Origin of the sequence: Cystobacter fuscus (genome assembly GCF_002305875.1) — a bacterium.
GTDB lineage: Bacteria > Myxococcota > Myxococcia > Myxococcales > Myxococcaceae > Cystobacter > Cystobacter fuscus_A.
In genome coordinates, this window is record NZ_CP022098.1 from 6,863,294 (window position 1) to 6,880,022 (window position 16,729).

Annotated in this window: 12 protein-coding genes and 1 pseudogene; 9 read left to right on the top strand and 4 right to left on the bottom strand. The window is 69.0% G+C overall.

The window, feature by feature from the left end:
- Positions 1–35 precede the first annotated feature (35 nt).
- The 4 genes from CYFUS_RS27945 to CYFUS_RS53045 all read right to left on the bottom strand — a co-directional run bounded on the left by CYFUS_RS27945 (position 36) and on the right by CYFUS_RS53045 (position 5,342).
- The gene (locus tag CYFUS_RS27945; RefSeq protein ID WP_095988009.1) at positions 36–908 is read right to left on the bottom strand and encodes a serine/threonine-protein kinase; all 873 of its coding nucleotides are present in this window, start codon (positions 906–908) and stop codon (positions 36–38) included.
- Positions 905–1,714, bottom strand: a complete 810-nt coding sequence (locus CYFUS_RS27950; RefSeq protein ID WP_157758695.1) for an RNA polymerase sigma factor — start codon at positions 1,712–1,714, stop codon at positions 905–907. The genes CYFUS_RS27945 and CYFUS_RS27950 overlap by 4 nt, the downstream gene beginning before the upstream one ends.
- Positions 1,715–1,971: 257 nt before the next feature.
- The gene (locus CYFUS_RS53040) at positions 1,972–3,762 is read right to left on the bottom strand and encodes a tetratricopeptide repeat protein (RefSeq protein WP_332468297.1); all 1,791 of its coding nucleotides are present in this window, start codon (positions 3,760–3,762) and stop codon (positions 1,972–1,974) included.
- Positions 3,732–5,342, bottom strand: a complete 1,611-nt coding sequence (locus CYFUS_RS53045) for a serine/threonine-protein kinase (protein ID WP_232536847.1) — start codon at positions 5,340–5,342, stop codon at positions 3,732–3,734. The genes CYFUS_RS53040 and CYFUS_RS53045 overlap by 31 nt, the downstream gene beginning before the upstream one ends.
- Positions 5,343–5,887: 545 nt before the next feature.
- Between CYFUS_RS53045 and CYFUS_RS27960 the strand changes: the two genes are divergently transcribed.
- The 9 genes and pseudogenes from CYFUS_RS27960 to argJ all read left to right on the top strand — a co-directional run bounded on the left by CYFUS_RS27960 (position 5,888) and on the right by argJ (position 16,709).
- Positions 5,888–6,373: a tetratricopeptide repeat protein gene (locus tag CYFUS_RS27960; RefSeq protein WP_095988011.1), complete on the top strand. Its 486-nt coding sequence runs from the start codon at positions 5,888–5,890 to the stop codon at positions 6,371–6,373.
- A gap of 175 nt (positions 6,374–6,548) precedes the next feature.
- Positions 6,549–7,220, top strand: a pseudogene (locus CYFUS_RS53050) (serine/threonine-protein kinase); the annotation flags it as partial.
- A 524-nt stretch (positions 7,221–7,744) separates the two neighbouring features.
- A complete protein-coding gene (locus tag CYFUS_RS53055; protein WP_232537913.1) occupies positions 7,745–8,305 on the top strand; it encodes a hypothetical protein in 561 nt (186 codons plus the stop codon).
- Positions 8,302–9,252 carry a hypothetical protein gene (locus tag CYFUS_RS27970; RefSeq protein WP_095988012.1) on the top strand — a complete coding sequence of 317 codons (951 nt, stop codon included), beginning with the start codon at positions 8,302–8,304 and terminating at the stop codon, positions 9,250–9,252. Before CYFUS_RS53055 ends, CYFUS_RS27970 begins: the two co-directional genes overlap by 4 nt.
- Positions 9,253–9,266: 14 nt before the next feature.
- On the top strand, positions 9,267–11,174 hold the full coding sequence (locus CYFUS_RS27975; RefSeq protein WP_095988013.1) for a sigma 54-interacting transcriptional regulator: 1,908 nt from the start codon (positions 9,267–9,269) through the stop codon (positions 11,172–11,174).
- A 136-nt stretch (positions 11,175–11,310) separates the two neighbouring features.
- Positions 11,311–11,841: a hypothetical protein gene (locus tag CYFUS_RS27980; RefSeq protein WP_095988014.1), complete on the top strand. Its 531-nt coding sequence runs from the start codon at positions 11,311–11,313 to the stop codon at positions 11,839–11,841.
- Complete coding sequence (locus CYFUS_RS27985) at positions 11,838–13,475, top strand: hypothetical protein (RefSeq protein ID WP_095988015.1); 1,638 nt, start codon at positions 11,838–11,840, stop codon at positions 13,473–13,475. Before CYFUS_RS27980 ends, CYFUS_RS27985 begins: the two co-directional genes overlap by 4 nt.
- 97 nt (positions 13,476–13,572) lie before the next feature.
- Entirely contained in the window at positions 13,573–14,637 is a 1,065-nt protein-coding gene (gene argC / locus CYFUS_RS27990; protein WP_095988016.1) for an N-acetyl-gamma-glutamyl-phosphate reductase, read from the top strand.
- Positions 14,634–16,709: a bifunctional glutamate N-acetyltransferase/amino-acid acetyltransferase ArgJ gene (gene argJ / locus CYFUS_RS27995; RefSeq protein WP_095988017.1), complete on the top strand. Its 2,076-nt coding sequence runs from the start codon at positions 14,634–14,636 to the stop codon at positions 16,707–16,709. Before argC ends, argJ begins: the two co-directional genes overlap by 4 nt.
- Positions 16,710–16,729: the final 20 nt, after the last annotated feature.

The window sequence follows — 16,729 nt, forward strand, 5'->3', positions numbered from 1 at the left end:
ATCCAGGCTGAAGTGTGGAGACCCAGGAGTCCGGGCTACATGAGAGGTGTTTCCGCCAGCCGCCGAGCGACCTCGCGCATCGCCGGTCGCTCCAGCGGTTTCTTGCGCAGCATTCCTGCGATCAGGTCGCGGGTAGCCTGTGAAGCCAGGCCCTCCAGCAACTCGATTGGGGGTTTCTCCAGGAGGTGCAGATACATCAGATCCTTCTGCTGCTCGGCGACGAATGGCAGCCTGCCCGCCACCATCTGGAACAGGAGAATGCCGAGCGCGTATACATCCGCAGGTCCACTCGCGGTCTTGGATTGCACCCACTGCTCCGGAGCCATGTAGTCCCACGTTCCGAGGAGGGCGCGTCCTGCCGTCGAGATCGCAGAGGCCGCAAGCCCCTTTCCGCCTTCATGGCCCTCCTCGCGCGGGATCTTGGCCAGTCCGAGATCCGCGAGCTTGACCTCGATGAGTGCGAGGTTGTCGGTGGCCACCAGGATGTTGGCCGGCTTCAGGTCGCGGTGGAAGATCCGGGAGTCATGCAAGAACGCGAGCGCGGCGCCGAGCTGCGCGGCGACACGGGTGGCGGCCTGGACCGGGAGCTGGCCTCCGGCGCGCTTGAGCAGTCGATGCAGATCTCCGGGAAGCCACTCCAAGACGAGGAAGGGCTGTCCCGTAGGTAGAACTCCCGAGGTGACGGCCTGGACCAAGTGCTCGTGACGCAGCTGCTGGAGCGCCTGCGCTTCATTGAGGAAGCGCCCTCCCACCTCCTCGTCCGAGCAGAGGCTGGGGGAGAGCATCTTCACCGCCACGGCTTGCCCGGTGACCGAGTGGTGCCCCTGATACACATCACACGTGGCTCCGGACGCCACCCTGCGGGCAAGGACATATTCTCCGACACGCATCGCCGCGCTCCCCATCATGTCTTCTTCGTCCGTTGACCCGCCCGCGCCGCCGGGGGTGGCTTCGGACGCAGATCGCGGATGCGACCCAGCAACTCCAGCTTCGCCCGCAACTCGTCGGCGCAGTCCGGGTAGGCCGCGATGAAAGCATCCTGGTCCACAGTCTCCCCGGCATCGCGCTTCTGCAGGTACGTCAGCAGCGCGGCCCGCGTCGCGTCCGAGCTGGCGCCGGCAGCGCCCTCCTGCATTCGAGCTCTCAAGGTCCGCAGGCCCCGCAGGAGCAACCCCGCCACCGACGCTTGCGTCTTCCCCATCCGGCGCGCCACCTCCGCGACCGGGAACTCGTCCAGGTGACAGAGCTTGATGGCCTCCTGCTGCTCCTCGGGGAGCTCATAGAGGTAGATGAGGAGCTGGCGCCACGCTTCCCGCTCAAAAACGACCTGACTCGGACTCTTCCCGCGGGAAGGGGTTGCCTCGGCCTCGGCGCTGTCCAGAGGCACGGTGCTCCCAGCGGAGCGCTTCTTCCGCCGCGCGCCCCGGTCCAACTGCACGGCCTGGTTTGCGAGGATGCGCTTGAGCCACACCAGCAGCTCGGCCTCCGTCGTCCCACTGAACGTGGAGAATTTGTCGAACGCGCGCAGCGCCGTGTCCTGCGCGATGTCCGAGGCGCGCGCCACACCCGGTGGCGGCTGAGGAGTCCGCAAGGCCCATTTCACCAACTTGCGTTGGTAGCGCCGGAAGAGCTCCTCCAGCGAGGCCTTATCCCCCCTGCGGGCTCGACGGATCAGCTCCTCTACAGCCACCTTCGACCACGCATTGCGGCTCATCCCCAGGTGACCCTTCCACTGCGCCCTTCGCGCAGGCAACCGCGGTGCACGCGGTGTCTCCTCGCGAGCAATCAGGTGGGCGTCGATCATGTCCGTGTTCTTCCGTTGGGATTCCGGCTCCATTCCCTAGGACGCCATTCGCGGACGGATCGCGCGCGGGGTCGGACTTTTTTCGGAGCGCCAGCTCAACGACATGCCAGGGACTTGAACGGGGTATCCCCAGGGCTCTAGCGCACAAAGCCCCCCATGGACTCACATCACTGTCCGGTTCCTTGAGGGACGGGGGACCCATGGCAGACGAACCTGTCAAACCGGTGGTCCTCACCATCCATCCCCACGAATGCGCTGACCAACCCACAGCGTTCGTCGCGCAGTGAACGGGCCTGTGCGACCGCTCCCCGACCACTCAGCAACGCCTCATGCTCCAACAAACTCTGGGCCAGGACGAGGCCATAGCGCTTGTTGGTTCGCTCGCCGCGGACGAGACCTCTCCCCAGTTCCTCCGCCGCACGATATCGGTCGTCCGTCTGAGGCCCACCACGAGCCGCCTCCATCGAGGCCGACCCGAGGTAAGCGCGGGAGAGGATCCACCGGATGAACTCATTTCCCGCCTCCACTTCATTCAGCCTGCGAGCAAGACCGAGCGCACGCTCGAGATCGGCCGCGGCCTCCGGGAGTCTTCCCGCACGATGGAGTGCCTCCGCGCGCCAGCACAGCGCATCGGCGAGGAGTGCTTGCTCGTACGCATCACCACTCCGGGCATTCTCTTCGAACAGAGCGACGGCTCGGTCGTACCGCTCGACAGCTTCGGCAGCACCGGACGCCAAGTCGAACTCGCCTTGCTCCGAATAGCTCGTCGCCAGGGTCCGCCGATAGTCATCATCGACGTGGTCCGGCGGCCGATCCAGGAATGCGAGCGCATCAGCGAAATGGCCGCGAGCTTCGTCGAGCCGGCCCCGGGCCAGCGCGATCTTCCCGAGCTTGGAGTGGTTCAGCGCCCGGAGCAGCTTGAGCTCCTCATCCTCCGGTCGAACGTCCAGGCCCTTCTGGATCTCCACGGTCGCAGCATCCAGGAAGCCTTCAGCCCGAGCGAGCGATTCGTTCTGAAAGGCGAAATCCCCGAGTCGATGCTTCGTTGCGATGATTGCCTCGCGAACCTCGGGGAGTTGACGGTCCGCGTGCGGGAGAGACGCCAAGTTCTCGTCGATCTTGTGCAGCATGGCCCGCCGCACCTCGAGCGTATAAGCGACCCTGCCAAGCTTCCAGTCGGCGTCGGAAACGAACTGGTGCGTGGCGAGGACGATGCGCTGGAGATTCTCTTGAGCTCGCCGCCACTCGCGGTAGGCGCTGAGCGCGCTGAAGGAGATGGCGACCACCGCAGCCATCGCCGCGAGTGCCAGTCCCTGCCTGAGCCGGACACGACGGCGATCAAGACCTCGCGCGGCAGTGAGAAAGCGGGAGGCACGCTCGCTCACCCCGCGGCCCGGGGAACCGCTTCTGGAGGATAGGCCCGCCGCATCCCCGTAGTGCGCGAGCAACGAGCCGGAAGGCAACCCTTCCGTCGGGCATCCTGCGTGCTCCCACGATTGCGCGGCGATCTCCAGAGCCGCCTGCCGCTCGAGCAAGACGCGCTCGCTCTCGATCCAATCCGCGAGTGACGGAACCTGCTGCAGGAGCGACTCGTGTATCAAGTCCACACGCTGCTCCGCGGGCTCATCTCCGGCAGAGAGCACGATGAGCCGGAGCCCCTCCTCGGCGACGTCCCGAGTCCCGGTCCGCATGCCGGAGAGCCGCATCAAGACCTCCAGCGACAACGCGTCTCCCCCGCCGGCCTCGAATACCTCCCGCCGGGTGCGGGGCCGCCGCGTGTCTGGGACACCGCGGCCGACCTGCACGAGATCCAGGAGAATCCACTTCGCGCGTTCGCGTCCCTGGGAGCCGAGCCCGTCGAGTAACCGTTCCGCCTGCCGCGCCAGGGCTCCGCCGACTCCACCGAGCTGCTCGTATCGCTCATGGGTCAGCTGGGCACCGCTGCGCAGGGACCCCACAACGCGTGGAGAGCTTGGCCAAGCAGCAGAAGCTGGCTTCCTTCGCTCCTCGCGTCACGAACCATCCGCAGCGACAGTCCCTCGGAGAGCCGCAGTCCGACGCGCTGGGCCATTCCTTCGATGACTTGCGTCAGCGCCTCCTCCTCCATCGGTAGGAGGTGATAGCGCGCAGCCTGGTTGAGCCGCGCCGCCATTCGCGGCATCTGCTCCAGCCGGTGGATGAAGTCGCTCCGAATCGTCGTGAGCAACCGCAGGGGTGAACCAAGCGTGGCGAGTGCTGTCTCCACCCACACGTCAATCTCCGAACAATCCGCGCCCCCCAGCGTGGCGAGTTCCTCCATCTGCTCGATCACCAGCAGGAAATGACCCTGCGGAGGCGTGTGCGCGCTTACTATCTCCGAGAGCGCGCGAACATCCGCGCGCAGCGCGCGCTCCAACTCCCGAGCCGAGAAGGTGAAGTCGCTTCCGGCAAGCGCATCACGCACGGTCACGGCAAGTTGATGCACCGGATCGTACGACGGGCGAAGGACCGCGACCCTCCAGGCAGGAGCGAGCTGCGAGGAGCGCTCCTTCAAACACGGAAGGACGCCCGCCTGTACCAACGACGATTTCCCTACCCCGCTCGGTCCCTCGACTTGCACCCACCGGCGCTCGCCGCACCGCGCCTCATCCAGAAGGCTCAGGACGGTGGAGATCTCCATCTTACGGCCGAAGAACAGCTCGGCATGTGCTTCGGTGAAGGACGCGAGCCCTGGCACTGGACACTCATCCCGTTCGCTCTGCCAAGATCGCCGTCCGAGCATATCCCGGCAGCGGAGCATCGTCGGACGGGACGCCGGCTCCTTGGCCAACATGGAGGCAACCAATGCGGACAGCGCGCCCGGAACGGCCGGAGCCAGCTCGCGCAACGGCGGCGGCTCAGCGCGGATGTGCATCGAAATCAAATCGACCGCGTCGTCGGAGACAAACGGTGTCCGACCGGCGAGGAGTTCGAAGAGCAGCACCCCCAGGGCATAGACGTCCGCGCCACCATCCACCTCCGCCGCGTTCCGGCACTGCTCAGGGGCCATGTACATGGCCGTGCCCAGAAAAATGGGTGCCGCAGTGTGCACCTGCGTATCGCCCCGGGCATTTACCTCCGGTGGCACCTTCGCGATGCCGAAGTCCAGCAGTTTGACGCGGTACCCCAGTGTGACCTCGGCATCGGGGCACAGGAACACGTTCTCCGGCTTCAGGTCCCGGTGAACAATGCCCTTTGCGTGGATGTCGGCCATCACTGCGGCGATCTGTTGGCACAGAGAAAGCGCGGCTTCGCTCGGCGCTGGCCCCTGCTGGTGCCTCATCCACTCGCGCAACGACAGCCCCTCGAGGTGCTCCATTGCCAGGAAGGCCGTGCCATCCTCCGTGCGGTCGCAATGGAGGATGCGGACCACGCCTGGGTGCTGAAATTGCGCGAGGGCCCGCGCCTCCTGGACGAACCGAGCCACGAGCTGCGGATCAACGACTGCAGCCGGAGACAGGAGCTTGAGAGCAACCACCTGGTTCATGCGCTCGTGGAGCGCGGTGAAGACCTCGCCCATGCCGCCTCTGCCCAGCGGCCGCACCAACCTGTATGGACCGACGTGATCGCCTGTTTGCCTCATGCACGCACGCCGATCATGACCCGAAACGCAGGTCGACGTCTCCTGTTCCCCGGAGCCACACCGCCTCCTGCGGCAGGGAAGTTGTCGCCTCGGCTGACCGGCCGAGCTAATCACTCCAGAGGGGCAAGAACAGGCGGGTACTGGCTGCGACCGGCCTGCGCGTTCCCCCCCTCCCTATCTACTTGGTGACCCGTTCGAACGATCGCTGTTCGCCGTGCTGGATGCGGACAAGGTGGACGCCTCAAAAAACCAGAAAGAAACGCCTAAGCTGAATATGCTTTTTCCGCGATGATCCTTGATAACTCACCGAGTTGGCCCATGCTGCCCACTTCCAAGGTCAAGCGGCAAGCACCGGATGTCCCGGACCCGGAGTCCAGCGCTCCGTGGCGACCGTGCCGCGGGTGAAGGCCACTCCACGAGGCGTGAGAGCCGCCGAGACTTGGAGATGACTTCCGCGCCCCGCACGGTAACCTGAGGCGCAGATGACCCCCGAAGCCCGCGCCGAGATGGTCGCCCAAGCCGAACGCGCCCTGCGCCGCGGAGAACTGGACGAGGCCCTGCACCTCTACGAGACCCTCGGCCAGGCCTTCCCCGACGATTCCGCCCTCGCCAACAAGCTCGCCCACCTGCGCGAGAGCGTGGATCCCGAGGAATTGCAGGCCGCGCGCGCCCTCCAGGCAAGCAACCTGCCCCAGTCCATTCCCCAGGGGCCCTCCTCCCCCGTCGCCGAGGGCGAGCGCCTCTTCAGCCTGGGCGACTACGCCGGCGCCGCCGCCGCCTACCGCCGCGCCCTCCAGGAGCGCCCCGACAGCGAGCTCATCCGCGAACGGCTCGAGGAGCTCTACCGCCTCGCGCGCACCCTGCCCGTTCACTCGCCAACGGACCGCTCGCTTCCCCGCCAGGCCGAGCCGCTCCTGCACGCCCTGCTGGACAGGCTCGCCGCGCGCCGCCGTCTCAAGCGCGACTGATGCGTTGCGCCCCGACGGGCTCGGCTTCTAGACTCCACACCCCGACTTCGCTGTCATACCCGCCGCCTTCTCCCTGACACGCGCGCCCGTCTCCTCCCCACTCCCCGCCTCCATGACGCTCATCGGCAGCCACATCGGGCGCTACCGCATTCTCGAGGAGCTGGGCTCGGGGGGCATGAGCGTCGTCTACAAGGGGCTCGACACGGCGTTGGACCGCGAGGTGGCGGTCAAGGTCCTGCACCCCCACCTGGCGCACAAGAGCGAGTCGCGCCAGCGCCTGGCGCGCGAGGCCCGGGCGGTGGCGCGGCTGCACCACCCCAACATCCTCGAGGTGTTCGACTTCTCGGCCGAGGGAGCGCGCGAGGCCTTCCTCGTCACCGAGTACGTGCGTGGCCGCACCCTCAAGGAGTACGTGGACGGCCAGGGCCCGCTGCAACCCCCCGAGCTGGCGGCGATGATCGTCCATGAGCTCGCCGCCGCGCTCGCCCACGCGCACGAGGCCGGCGTCATCCACCGCGACCTCAAGCCCGAGAACGTCATGGTGCGCGAGGACGGGGTGCTCAAGCTGATGGACTTCGGCATCGCCCGGCTGCTCGACGCCGAGGAGCAGATGACGATCACCGGCACGCTGGTGGGCTCGCCCGCGCACATGGCGCCGGAGATCATCGAGGGCCACGAGGCCGGGCCCGCCGCGGACATCTTCTCGCTGGGCACCATCCTCTACGGGCTCGTCACCGGCCGGCTGCCCTTCACCGCCGCCAACGCCACCGCCACGCTCAAGCGCATCCTCGACGGCGCCTACGAGGATCCCCGCCAGCGCGTGCCCACGCTCTCGGACGAGCTGGCGGACATCTGCGCCAGGTGCCTGGCCCGGCAGCCCTCGCGGCGCTACGCCCACGCGGGCGCGCTGCGCGACGCGCTGGCGGACTACCTCGCCGGGCTCGGCTTCGCGCGCGTGGGCGAGGAACTGGTGTCCTTCTTCGCCGATCCGGCCTCGTACCAGAAGCTGATGCGCCCGCGCATCATCGCCGCCCTGCTCGAGCGCGGCGAGCGCCTGCTCGCCGAGGACCGCACTCCCCGGGCGCTGGCCTGCCTCAACCAGGTGCTCGCGCTCGATGGCACCAACGCGCGCGCGCACACCCTGCTCGTGGGTCTGGAGCGGCAGCGCCGCCGCAAGCGCTGGCGCACGCGGGGCGCGCGGATCGGCGGAGGGCTGCTGCTGGTCTCGGTGCTCGGCCTGGGCGTCCACCTCGCGCTGACCCGGCCCGTGGCCCCGCGGCGGTCCGAGGCGCCCCCGCCCACTCCCCCGTCTCGTCCCCGGCCCCGGCGGCCGAGGCCCCCACGACGACGCCCTCCGTCCCCCACGAGGCGGTGTCCACCGCGAAGCCGTCCCCCACCACCCCGATCGAGCGGCGGCCCGCGAACGACAAGAAGCCCACCCCACGCCCGGTGGCCCAGGCCCCCGTGGCCCAGACCCCCGTGCCCGTCTCCATCCTGGTGCGGCCCTACGGCTATATCCGCGTGGACAATGGAGCGCGCAGCGCCGAGCCGCTCGCCCAACACTCGGCGGCGCTCCTGGCGGGCACGCACATGGTCACCATCTCCTGCGACTACTGCGAGGACGCGCGCGAGAGCATCGAGGTGCGTCCGGGGGCGGAGAACGTCTTCCGGCTGCGTGCCCAGCTCAAGGCCTCGCGGCTGTCCTTCGACGTCGAGCCGGCGGATGCCCTGGTGCGCGTGGGAGAAGAGACGCGCACCGCGCGGGACACGCAGACCCGCCCCTTCGACATTCCCTCGGTCCGCGGCCCCGCGGTCTTCCAGCACCGCGTGGAGTACGAGCTCAGCCGCTCGGGCTACCGCACCGAGAAGCGCGTGGCCTACATCGAGCCGGGCAAGTCCGACATCGTGAGAGGAGTGCTCGTCCCCGAATGAGCCGCTGCCTGCGCCTGCTCATCGTGCTCGGGCTGTGGGTGCCCGGGCTCACGCTCGCCGCGGAGTGGGTGGACGAGGAGGTGCCCGCCCTGCGCGCCACCTACGAGTATGGCCACTACGCCGAGGTGCTCGAGCGCGCGACGAGCCGCATCGACCGGGGGCGGCTGTCCGAGCAGGACCTGGTGGAGCTGCACAAGCTCGCGGGGCTGAGCGCCTTCCACCTGCACCGCACCGACGAGGCCACGCGCCACTTCCGCGCGCTCTTGCGCCTGGATCCCGACTTCCACCTGGATCCCTTCGCGGTGCCGCCCCCGGCGGTGAACTTCCTGGACAACCTGCGCGGGGACATGGCGGAGGAGCTGGAGCGGGTGCGCCAGGAGCGCAGGACGCGGCTGGAGCGCGAGCGCGTGGAGGCCGAGCGCCGGGAGCTCGAGCGCGCGGAGGCCGAGGCGCAGCGCCGCCGCATGGAGGAGTTGTCACGGCAGGTGACGGTGCGCCTGGTGGAGAAGCGCAGCCTGCTGGTGAACTTCGTCCCCTTCGGCGCGGGCCAGTTCCAGCAGGGCCGCACGGGCATGGGCGCCCTGTTCGCGGCGACCGAGGGCCTGCTCGCCGCCACCAGCCTCGCCACCTACTTCGCCCACCAGGGGCTCTTCCAGACGGAAAAGGTGTCGGTGGATGACGTGCGCGGCCCCCGCGAGGTGCAGGTGCGCTACATCCCCACCAGCAGCAAGAAACAGGCCGAGCTGTTGTCGACGATCAACAGGAGCACGGCCCTGGGCTTCTACGGAGTGTATGCCCTGGGTGTGCTCGAGGCGCTGTGGCGTCATCAGGACGAGGTGGTGAGCACGCGCATCGAGACGCCCCCGGACCCGGCCGCGCCCCGGGCCCGGCTGCACCTGGTCCCCACTTCCGGTGGCGCGAGCGCCGGCTTCACCCTCGCCTTCTAGGAACGCGTCCGCTCATGGCCAGCCTCACCATCCGCTCCCCCCAGGGCAAGGTCCGCACGGTCCTGCTCCACAAGCGCATCACCAGCATCGGCCGCTCGGCCGACAATGACGTGGCGCTGGAGGACCCGTCCGTGCCGGACAGTGCCCTGCACGTGCTCTTCGATGGCGCGCGCTACCAGTTGGGCAGCCTGGGCGCCACCTTCCAGGTCAACGGCAAGAAGCGCGACAGTGCCGTGCTCGCCACGTCCGACGTCATCCGCGTGGGCGCCACCGAGCTGGTGTTCACGCGCGAGGAGGCCGCGCCCGGACCCGCCGCCACGACCTCGCCGCCCCTGTCCCTCACCCACCAGGCCGAGCCGACGGCGGACCCCGACTCCACCACCCGCGAGGTGCCCGGCGTGGTGGGGCGCGAGCTGCTGCTGTTGCGCCGCCTCACCGCCTTCAGCACCCGGGTGCTCGGCGGCGGCGCCAACCGGGACACGCTGCTGGAGCACCTGCTGGACGAGGCCATCGAGGTGACGCGGGCGGACAAGGGCTTCCTCATCCTCCGGGAGAGCGGCGAGCTGCGCGTGAAGGTGGCGCGCAACCTCTCGCGCGAGAACCTGGAGGACGCGGTGGAGCGCGTGTCCGACTCCATCATCGAGAAGGTGGTGCGCACGCGCCAGCCGCTCATCCTCAGCGACGCGCTGGAGGATCCCGAGTTCAAGGTGAGCAAGTCCGTGGTGAACCTGCAGATGCTCTCCGTCATGTGCGTGCCGCTGGTGCGCGACGACGAGCTCTTCGGCGTGCTCTACGTGGGCAACGATCGGCTGGTGAACCGCTTCGAGCCCAAGAGCCTGGACATGCTCACCATCTTCGCCGCCCAGGCGCTGCTGCTCATCCACAACGCGCTGCTGGTGAACGATCTCAAGCTGGACAACACCGAGCTGCGCAAGCGCCTGGACGACACGCGCTACGGGGAGATCGTCGGCGCGTGCCAGGGCATGCTCGACGTGTACAAGCGCATCGACAAGATCGCCCCCACGGACATCTCCGTGCTCATCACCGGCGAGACGGGCACGGGCAAGGAGCTCATCGCGCGCGAGCTGCACCGCCACTCGCCCCGCGCCAGGGGGCCCTTCGTCACCATCAACTGCGGCGCCATCCCCGAGAACCTCCTGGAGAGCGAGCTGTTCGGCCACGTGCGCGGCGCCTTCACCGGCGCGGTGAACACCAAGGTGGGTCGCTTCCAGGCGGCCATCGGCGGCACGCTCTTCCTCGATGAAATCGGCGAGATGCCGCTGCAGCTCCAGGTGAAGCTCTTGCGCGCCCTGCAGGAGAAGGTCGTCTACAAGGTGGGAGACCACCGGGGCGAGCCCGTGGACATCCGCGTGGTGACGGCCACCAACCGGGTGCTGGAGGAAGAGGTGCGCAAGGGCACCTTCCGCGAGGACCTCTACTACCGACTCAACGTGGTGACGCTCAAGCTGCCCCCCCTGCGCGAGCGCGGCGAGGACCTGTTCGTGCTCGGCAAGTACTTCCTGCAGAAGTACGCCAAGGAGTTCGGCGCCCGGGCCAAGGGCTTCTCCCCCTCGGCCACGGTGGCCATGAAGAAGTACGGTTGGCCAGGCAACATCCGCGAGCTGGAGAACCGCATCAAGAAGGCCGTGGTGCTCTCGGACAAGCCGCTCATCGGGCCGGATGACCTGGACCTCAAGCCGGAGAACCTGGAGCCGGTGCTGCCCCTGGCCGAGGCGCGCGAGCGCTGGCAGAAGCACTACATCCAGGAGGTCTACGAGCGGAACAACCGCAACAAGACCAAGACGGCCAAGGACCTGGGCGTGGACCCGCGCACCATCTTCCGCCACTTCGAGAAACTGGAAGCGGACAAGAGCGGCGAGCCCTTGCTTCCCGCCGGAGACGGCGACGAGGAATTGTTGTAATTCACGACAGGGTTGTCACGGTTCGTTCCCCCCCGTTGCCGTGGCCCCCGGGTAAACACGCATGGCGACGACGAAATCCCCCCCGAGTCGGCTGGCCAGCCAATTGCTAGGACTCTGCCTCCGAAAGGGGTGGGGTTTGGGAACCGCGGTCTGGGTCCTGGGAGGCTGCATCCTTCCCCAGGACGAGTACTACCTGGACGAGTTGCCCGTCCCACGCAACGACCCCCCCCGGATCGTGGAGAACCTGGTGCAACCTCCCTACCGCATCCTCCGAGGCTTCGGGTCCAAGCCCCGCTGTGAGCTGGAGTTCTCCATCATCGTGGAGGATCCCAACCTCGGCGACACGCTCACGGCGTACTGGTACGTGGACTACGATCCCAACCAACCGCGTGGCGCGGACCGGGAAGTGACCCTCCTGCCCAAGGGCGACGATCCGAGACGTGACGAGCGCCCCACCATCAAGCCCATCTTCAACTCGGCCGAGTTCAGCCGGCTCAACACCCCGGGCGACCATGTCGTCGAGGTGGTCGTCGCCGACCGGGCCCTCCAGGGACGGGTGCCCCAGGCGGACATCGTCCAGCTGCCCAATGGCGACATCCTGACCAATCCCGGCTACGCCACGTCCTACGTGTGGTTCGTGCGGACCGAGCAGGGAAATTGCCCATGAGCCGCTCGGGCATGGGACTGCTGAAAGGGGTACTGCTCGCGGGGGTGCTGCTGCTGGGCTGTGGCATGACCTCCGAGGATTGGTTCCTGGGCTGCCGCGACGACAGCGACTGCGCGGACGACCAGGTGTGTTTCGTCAACGGGTGCGGCGATCCGGGAAGGAACCTCGTGGTGGAGGTCATCCCCAACGCCAAGGAGGGCCTGTTCGCCCAGGATCTGCCGGTGGACGAGCTGCGCGACCAGCAGACGCTGCTGCTGCGCGGCCCCTCCACGCTCAAGGGGAAGGTGCTCGTACAACAGGGGGAGACCTCCACCACGGCCTACTCCGCCCCCGTCACCCTGCGCATCACGGGCGAGAGCCTGCTCATCCCCGGAGTGCAGCGCACACAGGAGGACAGCACGCTGGATCCAGACTCGCAGGGGTCCTTCTCGCTGCCGGTGGCCTCGGGGCGCTACACGGTGGAGCTGCTCACCGCCAACTCCGAGCTTCCACCCCTGTCCAGCAGCAGCGACGTGCAGCCGGGAAGCAGCGCCCCGCTCGAATTCCGCCTGCCCGATCCCACCCAGCTCGTGCGGATGACCGGCAGGGTGCTGCGCTACGACAACACCCCCATGCCCGTGAACGTGCCCCTGGAAGTGCAGGTGCTCGACGAGCAGAAGAACCCGCTGACCCAGCGGGCGACCGTGGTGCCGGGCACGGGACTGTTCACCCTGGTGTTGCGCCGGACGGACCTCAAGAGTGACTCGCTCACCCTGCAAGTCACCTCGACGAACTACCTGGTGCCCCAGATGCTCGTCCACCTCGATCCGAGCCAGGCGCTGACCGAGCCCGTCCTGCTGCCCGACTACGGGGAGCCGGTGCGACTCCAGGGACGGGTGGTGGACCGGGAGGGCAATCCGGTGGCCGGGGCCACGCTCTTCGTGTCGGGCTCGGTGCTGGGCGGCGGGCAGTACCGCAGCCCGCAGGTGGAGTCCCAGGCGGATGGCTCCTTCGAGCTTCTCACGCTGCCCAGCCCACCGCTGGGCAGCGGCCGCGAGCTCCTGCTGACCATGCTGCCGCGGGCGGGCGCCCCGGCCGGCTCCACGGAGACGAGCATCCTGGTGCCGCGCGTGAGCGTCTTGAAGCTCGGCAACGTGGTCTGCCAGACGCGGCGCAAGGTGGTGGGCACCGTGCTGGGGCCCGTCGGCTCACTGCCCGCCGCGGGCGTCCAGGTGGAGGCCACGCTGCTCAAGGAAGTGGCGGGCACGCCCCGGCCCGCCTCCAGCCGCGTCGCGGCGGACCGCCGCACGGACGAGCAGGGCCACTTCGAGCTCTGGCTGGATCCCGGCGTCTACCGCTTCGACTTCGCCTCCCTGGAGAACCTGCCCCGCTACAGCCGCATCGTCACGGTGCATCCCGCGACGGCGGCCACGACCCCCTCGCCCCAGGAGGTCGCCGTCACGCTGCCCAAGGGCCGCCGCGTCACCGGCTATGTGCGCTTCATCGAGGGGACCCAGGCGCGGCCCGACGTGCCCAACGCCGCCCTGCGCTTCTACCGCCTGGTGGCCGTGGAGGGGGAGAACTCCGCCCTGCTGCTCGGCGAGACGACGTCGGACGCGACCGGCGCCTTCTCCACCACGCTGCCCCTGCCCTGAGCCTCCCGCCCTCCGGGGCGCGGGGGGGCTGGCCGCCGCGTTCGCCACGTATTTGCCCCTTGCGTGTATGCAGCATTGCGAATATCCATGCACGCTCATGCATAAGGCGGCGATCGGCATCATTGGCGCGTCCGGCTACTCCGGCGTCGAGGCGACCCACATCCTGGCGGCCCACGGGCAGGTGGAGCTGCGACTGGTGACCAGCGACCGCTGGAAGGGCGAGTCGGTGGGCCGCCGGCTGGGCCTCATGGGGCCGGTGGGGCAGCTGCGCTATGCGCCGCTGGACCAGAGCGCCGAGCTGGCGCGCGAGTGCGAGGTGGTGCTGCTCGCCACGCCCGCCGAGTCCTCGCTGGAGCTGGTGCCGGGGCTGCTCGAGGCGGGCGTGCGGGTGATCGATCTCTCGGGCGCCTTCCGCCTCCAGGACACGGCCGCCTACCCGACCTTCTACAACTTCACCCATGGCTCGCCCGCGCTGCTGGCGGAGGCCGTGTATGGCCTGCCGGAGCTCGTCTCGCGCGAGCGCATCGCCCGGGCGCGGCTGGTGTCCAACCCGGGCTGCTACGCCACCGCGTGCGCGCTGTCCGTGGCGCCGCTGTTGCGCGCGGGGCTGCTCGACGAGGGCTCCCTCGTCTTCGACGCCGCCTCGGGCACCACGGGCGCGGGCCGCAAGGGCAGCGAGGACATGAGCTTCAGCGAGGTGGACGAGGACTTCCGCGCCTACCGCGTGCTGCGCCACCAGCACACGCCGGAGATCGCCCAGACGCTCGCGGGGGTGGCCGGGCGCCCGGTGCCGCTCACCTTCACCGCGCACCTGTTGCCGCTCAAGCGCGGCATCCTCGTCACCGCCTACGCGCGCCTGGCCAGGGGCGCCACCGCCGCCGAGGCCCGCGCCGCCCTGGAGAAGGGCTACGCGGACTGCCCCTTCCTCTCGGTGGAGTCCTCGCCGGACGCGGTGGGCCTCAAGGCCGTGGTGGGCACCAACCGCTGCACGGTGGGGCTCGCCGTGGACGCCACGGGGTATGATCCGGGCCGCGTGGTGGTGACGGCGGCGATCGACAACCTGGTCAAGGGCGCCGCGGGCCAGGCCGTGCAGAACCTCAACCTCATGAAGGGCTGGGAGGAGACGCTCGGCCTGTCCACCCTCCGGGGCTTCACGCCGTGAGGGTCCCTCCGGGATTCTTCTTCGCGGGACAGCACGCCGGCCTCAAGCCCCAGCGCAAGGACGTGGCGCTCGTCTACAGCGACACCCCCTGCGCGGCCGCGGGCTGCTTCACCGCCAACAAGGCCCGCTCCGCGCCCGTGCAGGACGCCGAGCCCCGCCTGCCCGCCGCGGACGTCCAGGCCGTGCTCGTCAACTCGGGCAACGCCAACGCCCTCACCGGCGCCGCGGGGCTCGAGGCCGTGCGCACCCTGCGCGAGGAGCTCGGCCAGCTCCTCTCCGTCTCCCCCTCCGCCGTGCTCTGCGCCTCCACGGGCGTCATCGGCCATCCGCTGCCCGTGCCCAAGGTGCGCGCGGTGCTCGCCCCGCTCAAGGAGGGCCTGCGCCCCGAGTCGGATGCCGCCGCCGAGGCCATCATGACCACCGACACGCGCCCCAAGCAGGTGTGGCGCTCGGTGCGGCTCTTCGATCGGGACGTGACGGTGTCCGCCATCTTCAAGGGCTCGGGGATGATGCACCCGTCGCTCGCCACGGTCATCGCCGTCATCGTCACCGATTGCGCCATCGCCCCGGAGCCGCTCGCCACCGCCCTGCGCCAGGCCGTGTCCTGCTCCTTCAACAGCCTGACGGTGGACGGGGACATGAGCCCCAACGACACCGTGTACGTGCTGGCCAACGGCCGGGCGGACCACCCCCCCCTCACCGGTCCCGGGCCGGAGTGGGACGCCTTCACCAGCACCCTGACGGACCTGTGCCAGGAGATGGCGCGGGAGATCGCCGCGGATGGCGAGGGCGCCACCAAGCTCCTGGAGGTGGAGGTGACGGGGGTACCCACCCCGGCGATCGCCCAGGATCTGGCGCGCGCCGTGGCGGGCTCCACCCTGGTGAAGGCGGCCGTCTTCGGGGCCGATCCCAACTGGGGCCGGGTGCTCGCCACCGTGGGCGCGCGCGCCGGCACCCAGGGCTACGCCGTGGACCCCTACCCCGCCCGGGTCAGCATCCAGGGCATCTGTGTCTACGAGGGCGCGCCCCAGCCCTATGACGCCACGGTGCTCAAGGCCCGCATGCGCGAGCCCGAGGTGCGCGTGGAGGTGCACCTCACCGACGGCGAGGCGTCCGCCGTGGCGTGGGGGTGCGATCTCTCGTACGACTACGTGAAGATCAACGCGGACTACACCTCGCTCATCGTGTCCAAGCCGGACGGCGGCGTGGGCAAGGATGACCGGCTGGCCAACTACAGCCCCGCCTTCAAGACGACGCTGCTCGTCGAGTCGCTCTCGTACATCTCGCGCTTCCGCGGCAAGCGCTGCGTCATCCGCTACGGCGGCGCGGCCATGGTGAAGGAGTCGCTCAAGCAGGCCTTCTGCCGCGACATCGAGCTTTTGCGCTCCGCGGGCCTGCAACCCATCATCGTGCACGGGGGCGGGCCGGAGCTCACCCGCACGCTGGACAAGCTGGGGCTGCGCCAGGAGGGCGTGCTCGTCTCGGACGACTCGGGCCTCAAGGTGGTGGAGATGGTGCTGTCGGGCTCGGTCAACTCCGATCTCGTCACCATCCTCAACAACATGGGGGACCGGGCCGTGGGCCTGTCCGGCAAGGACGGGGCGATGATCCGCGCCCGGCGCATGTCCACCGAGGACGGGCGCTCGCGCGAGCACGTGGGCGAGGTGACGCGCGTCAACCCCGAGTTCCTGGAGATGATGCTCGGCCAGGGCTACGTGCCCGTCATCTCCCCGGTGGGCCTGGGCGAGGACGGCCTCACCTATGACCTGGGCTCGGACGTGGTGGCCGCCGAGGTGGCCAAGGCCCTCAAGGCGCACAAGCTCGTCTACCTGCACGACGCACCGGGCATCCTCAAGGACAAGGAGCTCTTCAGCGAGCTGACGGCCGCACGGCTCCAGGAGCACCTGGACGCCGGCGCCTTCAGCGGCAGCATGCAGACGCGCGCCATCATGGCCATCAAGGCGATTGGCGGGGGCGTGGAGCGGGTGCACGTCATCGACGGGCGCGTGCCCCACAGCCTCATCGCCGAACTCTTCACCGACAAGGGCGTGGGTACACTTGTCACGCGTTGAGCCAGGACCCCGGAGGCCCC

Bases quoted from the DNA above. Each gene is read 5' to 3' on its own strand.
- CYFUS_RS53045 (WP_232536847.1), bottom strand. From the start codon at position 5,342: ATGGGCGAGGTCTTCACCGCGCTCCACGAGCGCATGAACCAGGTGGTT.
- CYFUS_RS27945 (WP_095988009.1), bottom strand. From the start codon at position 908: ATGATGGGGAGCGCGGCGATGCGTGTCGGAGAATATGTCCTTGCCCGC.
- CYFUS_RS27985 (WP_095988015.1), top strand. From the start codon at position 11,838: ATGAGCCGCTCGGGCATGGGACTGCTGAAAGGGGTACTGCTCGCGGGG.
- CYFUS_RS27970 (WP_095988012.1), top strand. From the start codon at position 8,302: ATGAGCCGCTGCCTGCGCCTGCTCATCGTGCTCGGGCTGTGGGTGCCC.
- argC (WP_095988016.1), top strand. From the start codon at position 13,573: ATGCATAAGGCGGCGATCGGCATCATTGGCGCGTCCGGCTACTCCGGC.
- CYFUS_RS27960 (WP_095988011.1), top strand. From the start codon at position 5,888: ATGACCCCCGAAGCCCGCGCCGAGATGGTCGCCCAAGCCGAACGCGCC.
- CYFUS_RS27975 (WP_095988013.1), top strand. From the start codon at position 9,267: ATGGCCAGCCTCACCATCCGCTCCCCCCAGGGCAAGGTCCGCACGGTC.
- CYFUS_RS27950 (WP_157758695.1), bottom strand. From the start codon at position 1,714: ATGAGCCGCAATGCGTGGTCGAAGGTGGCTGTAGAGGAGCTGATCCGT.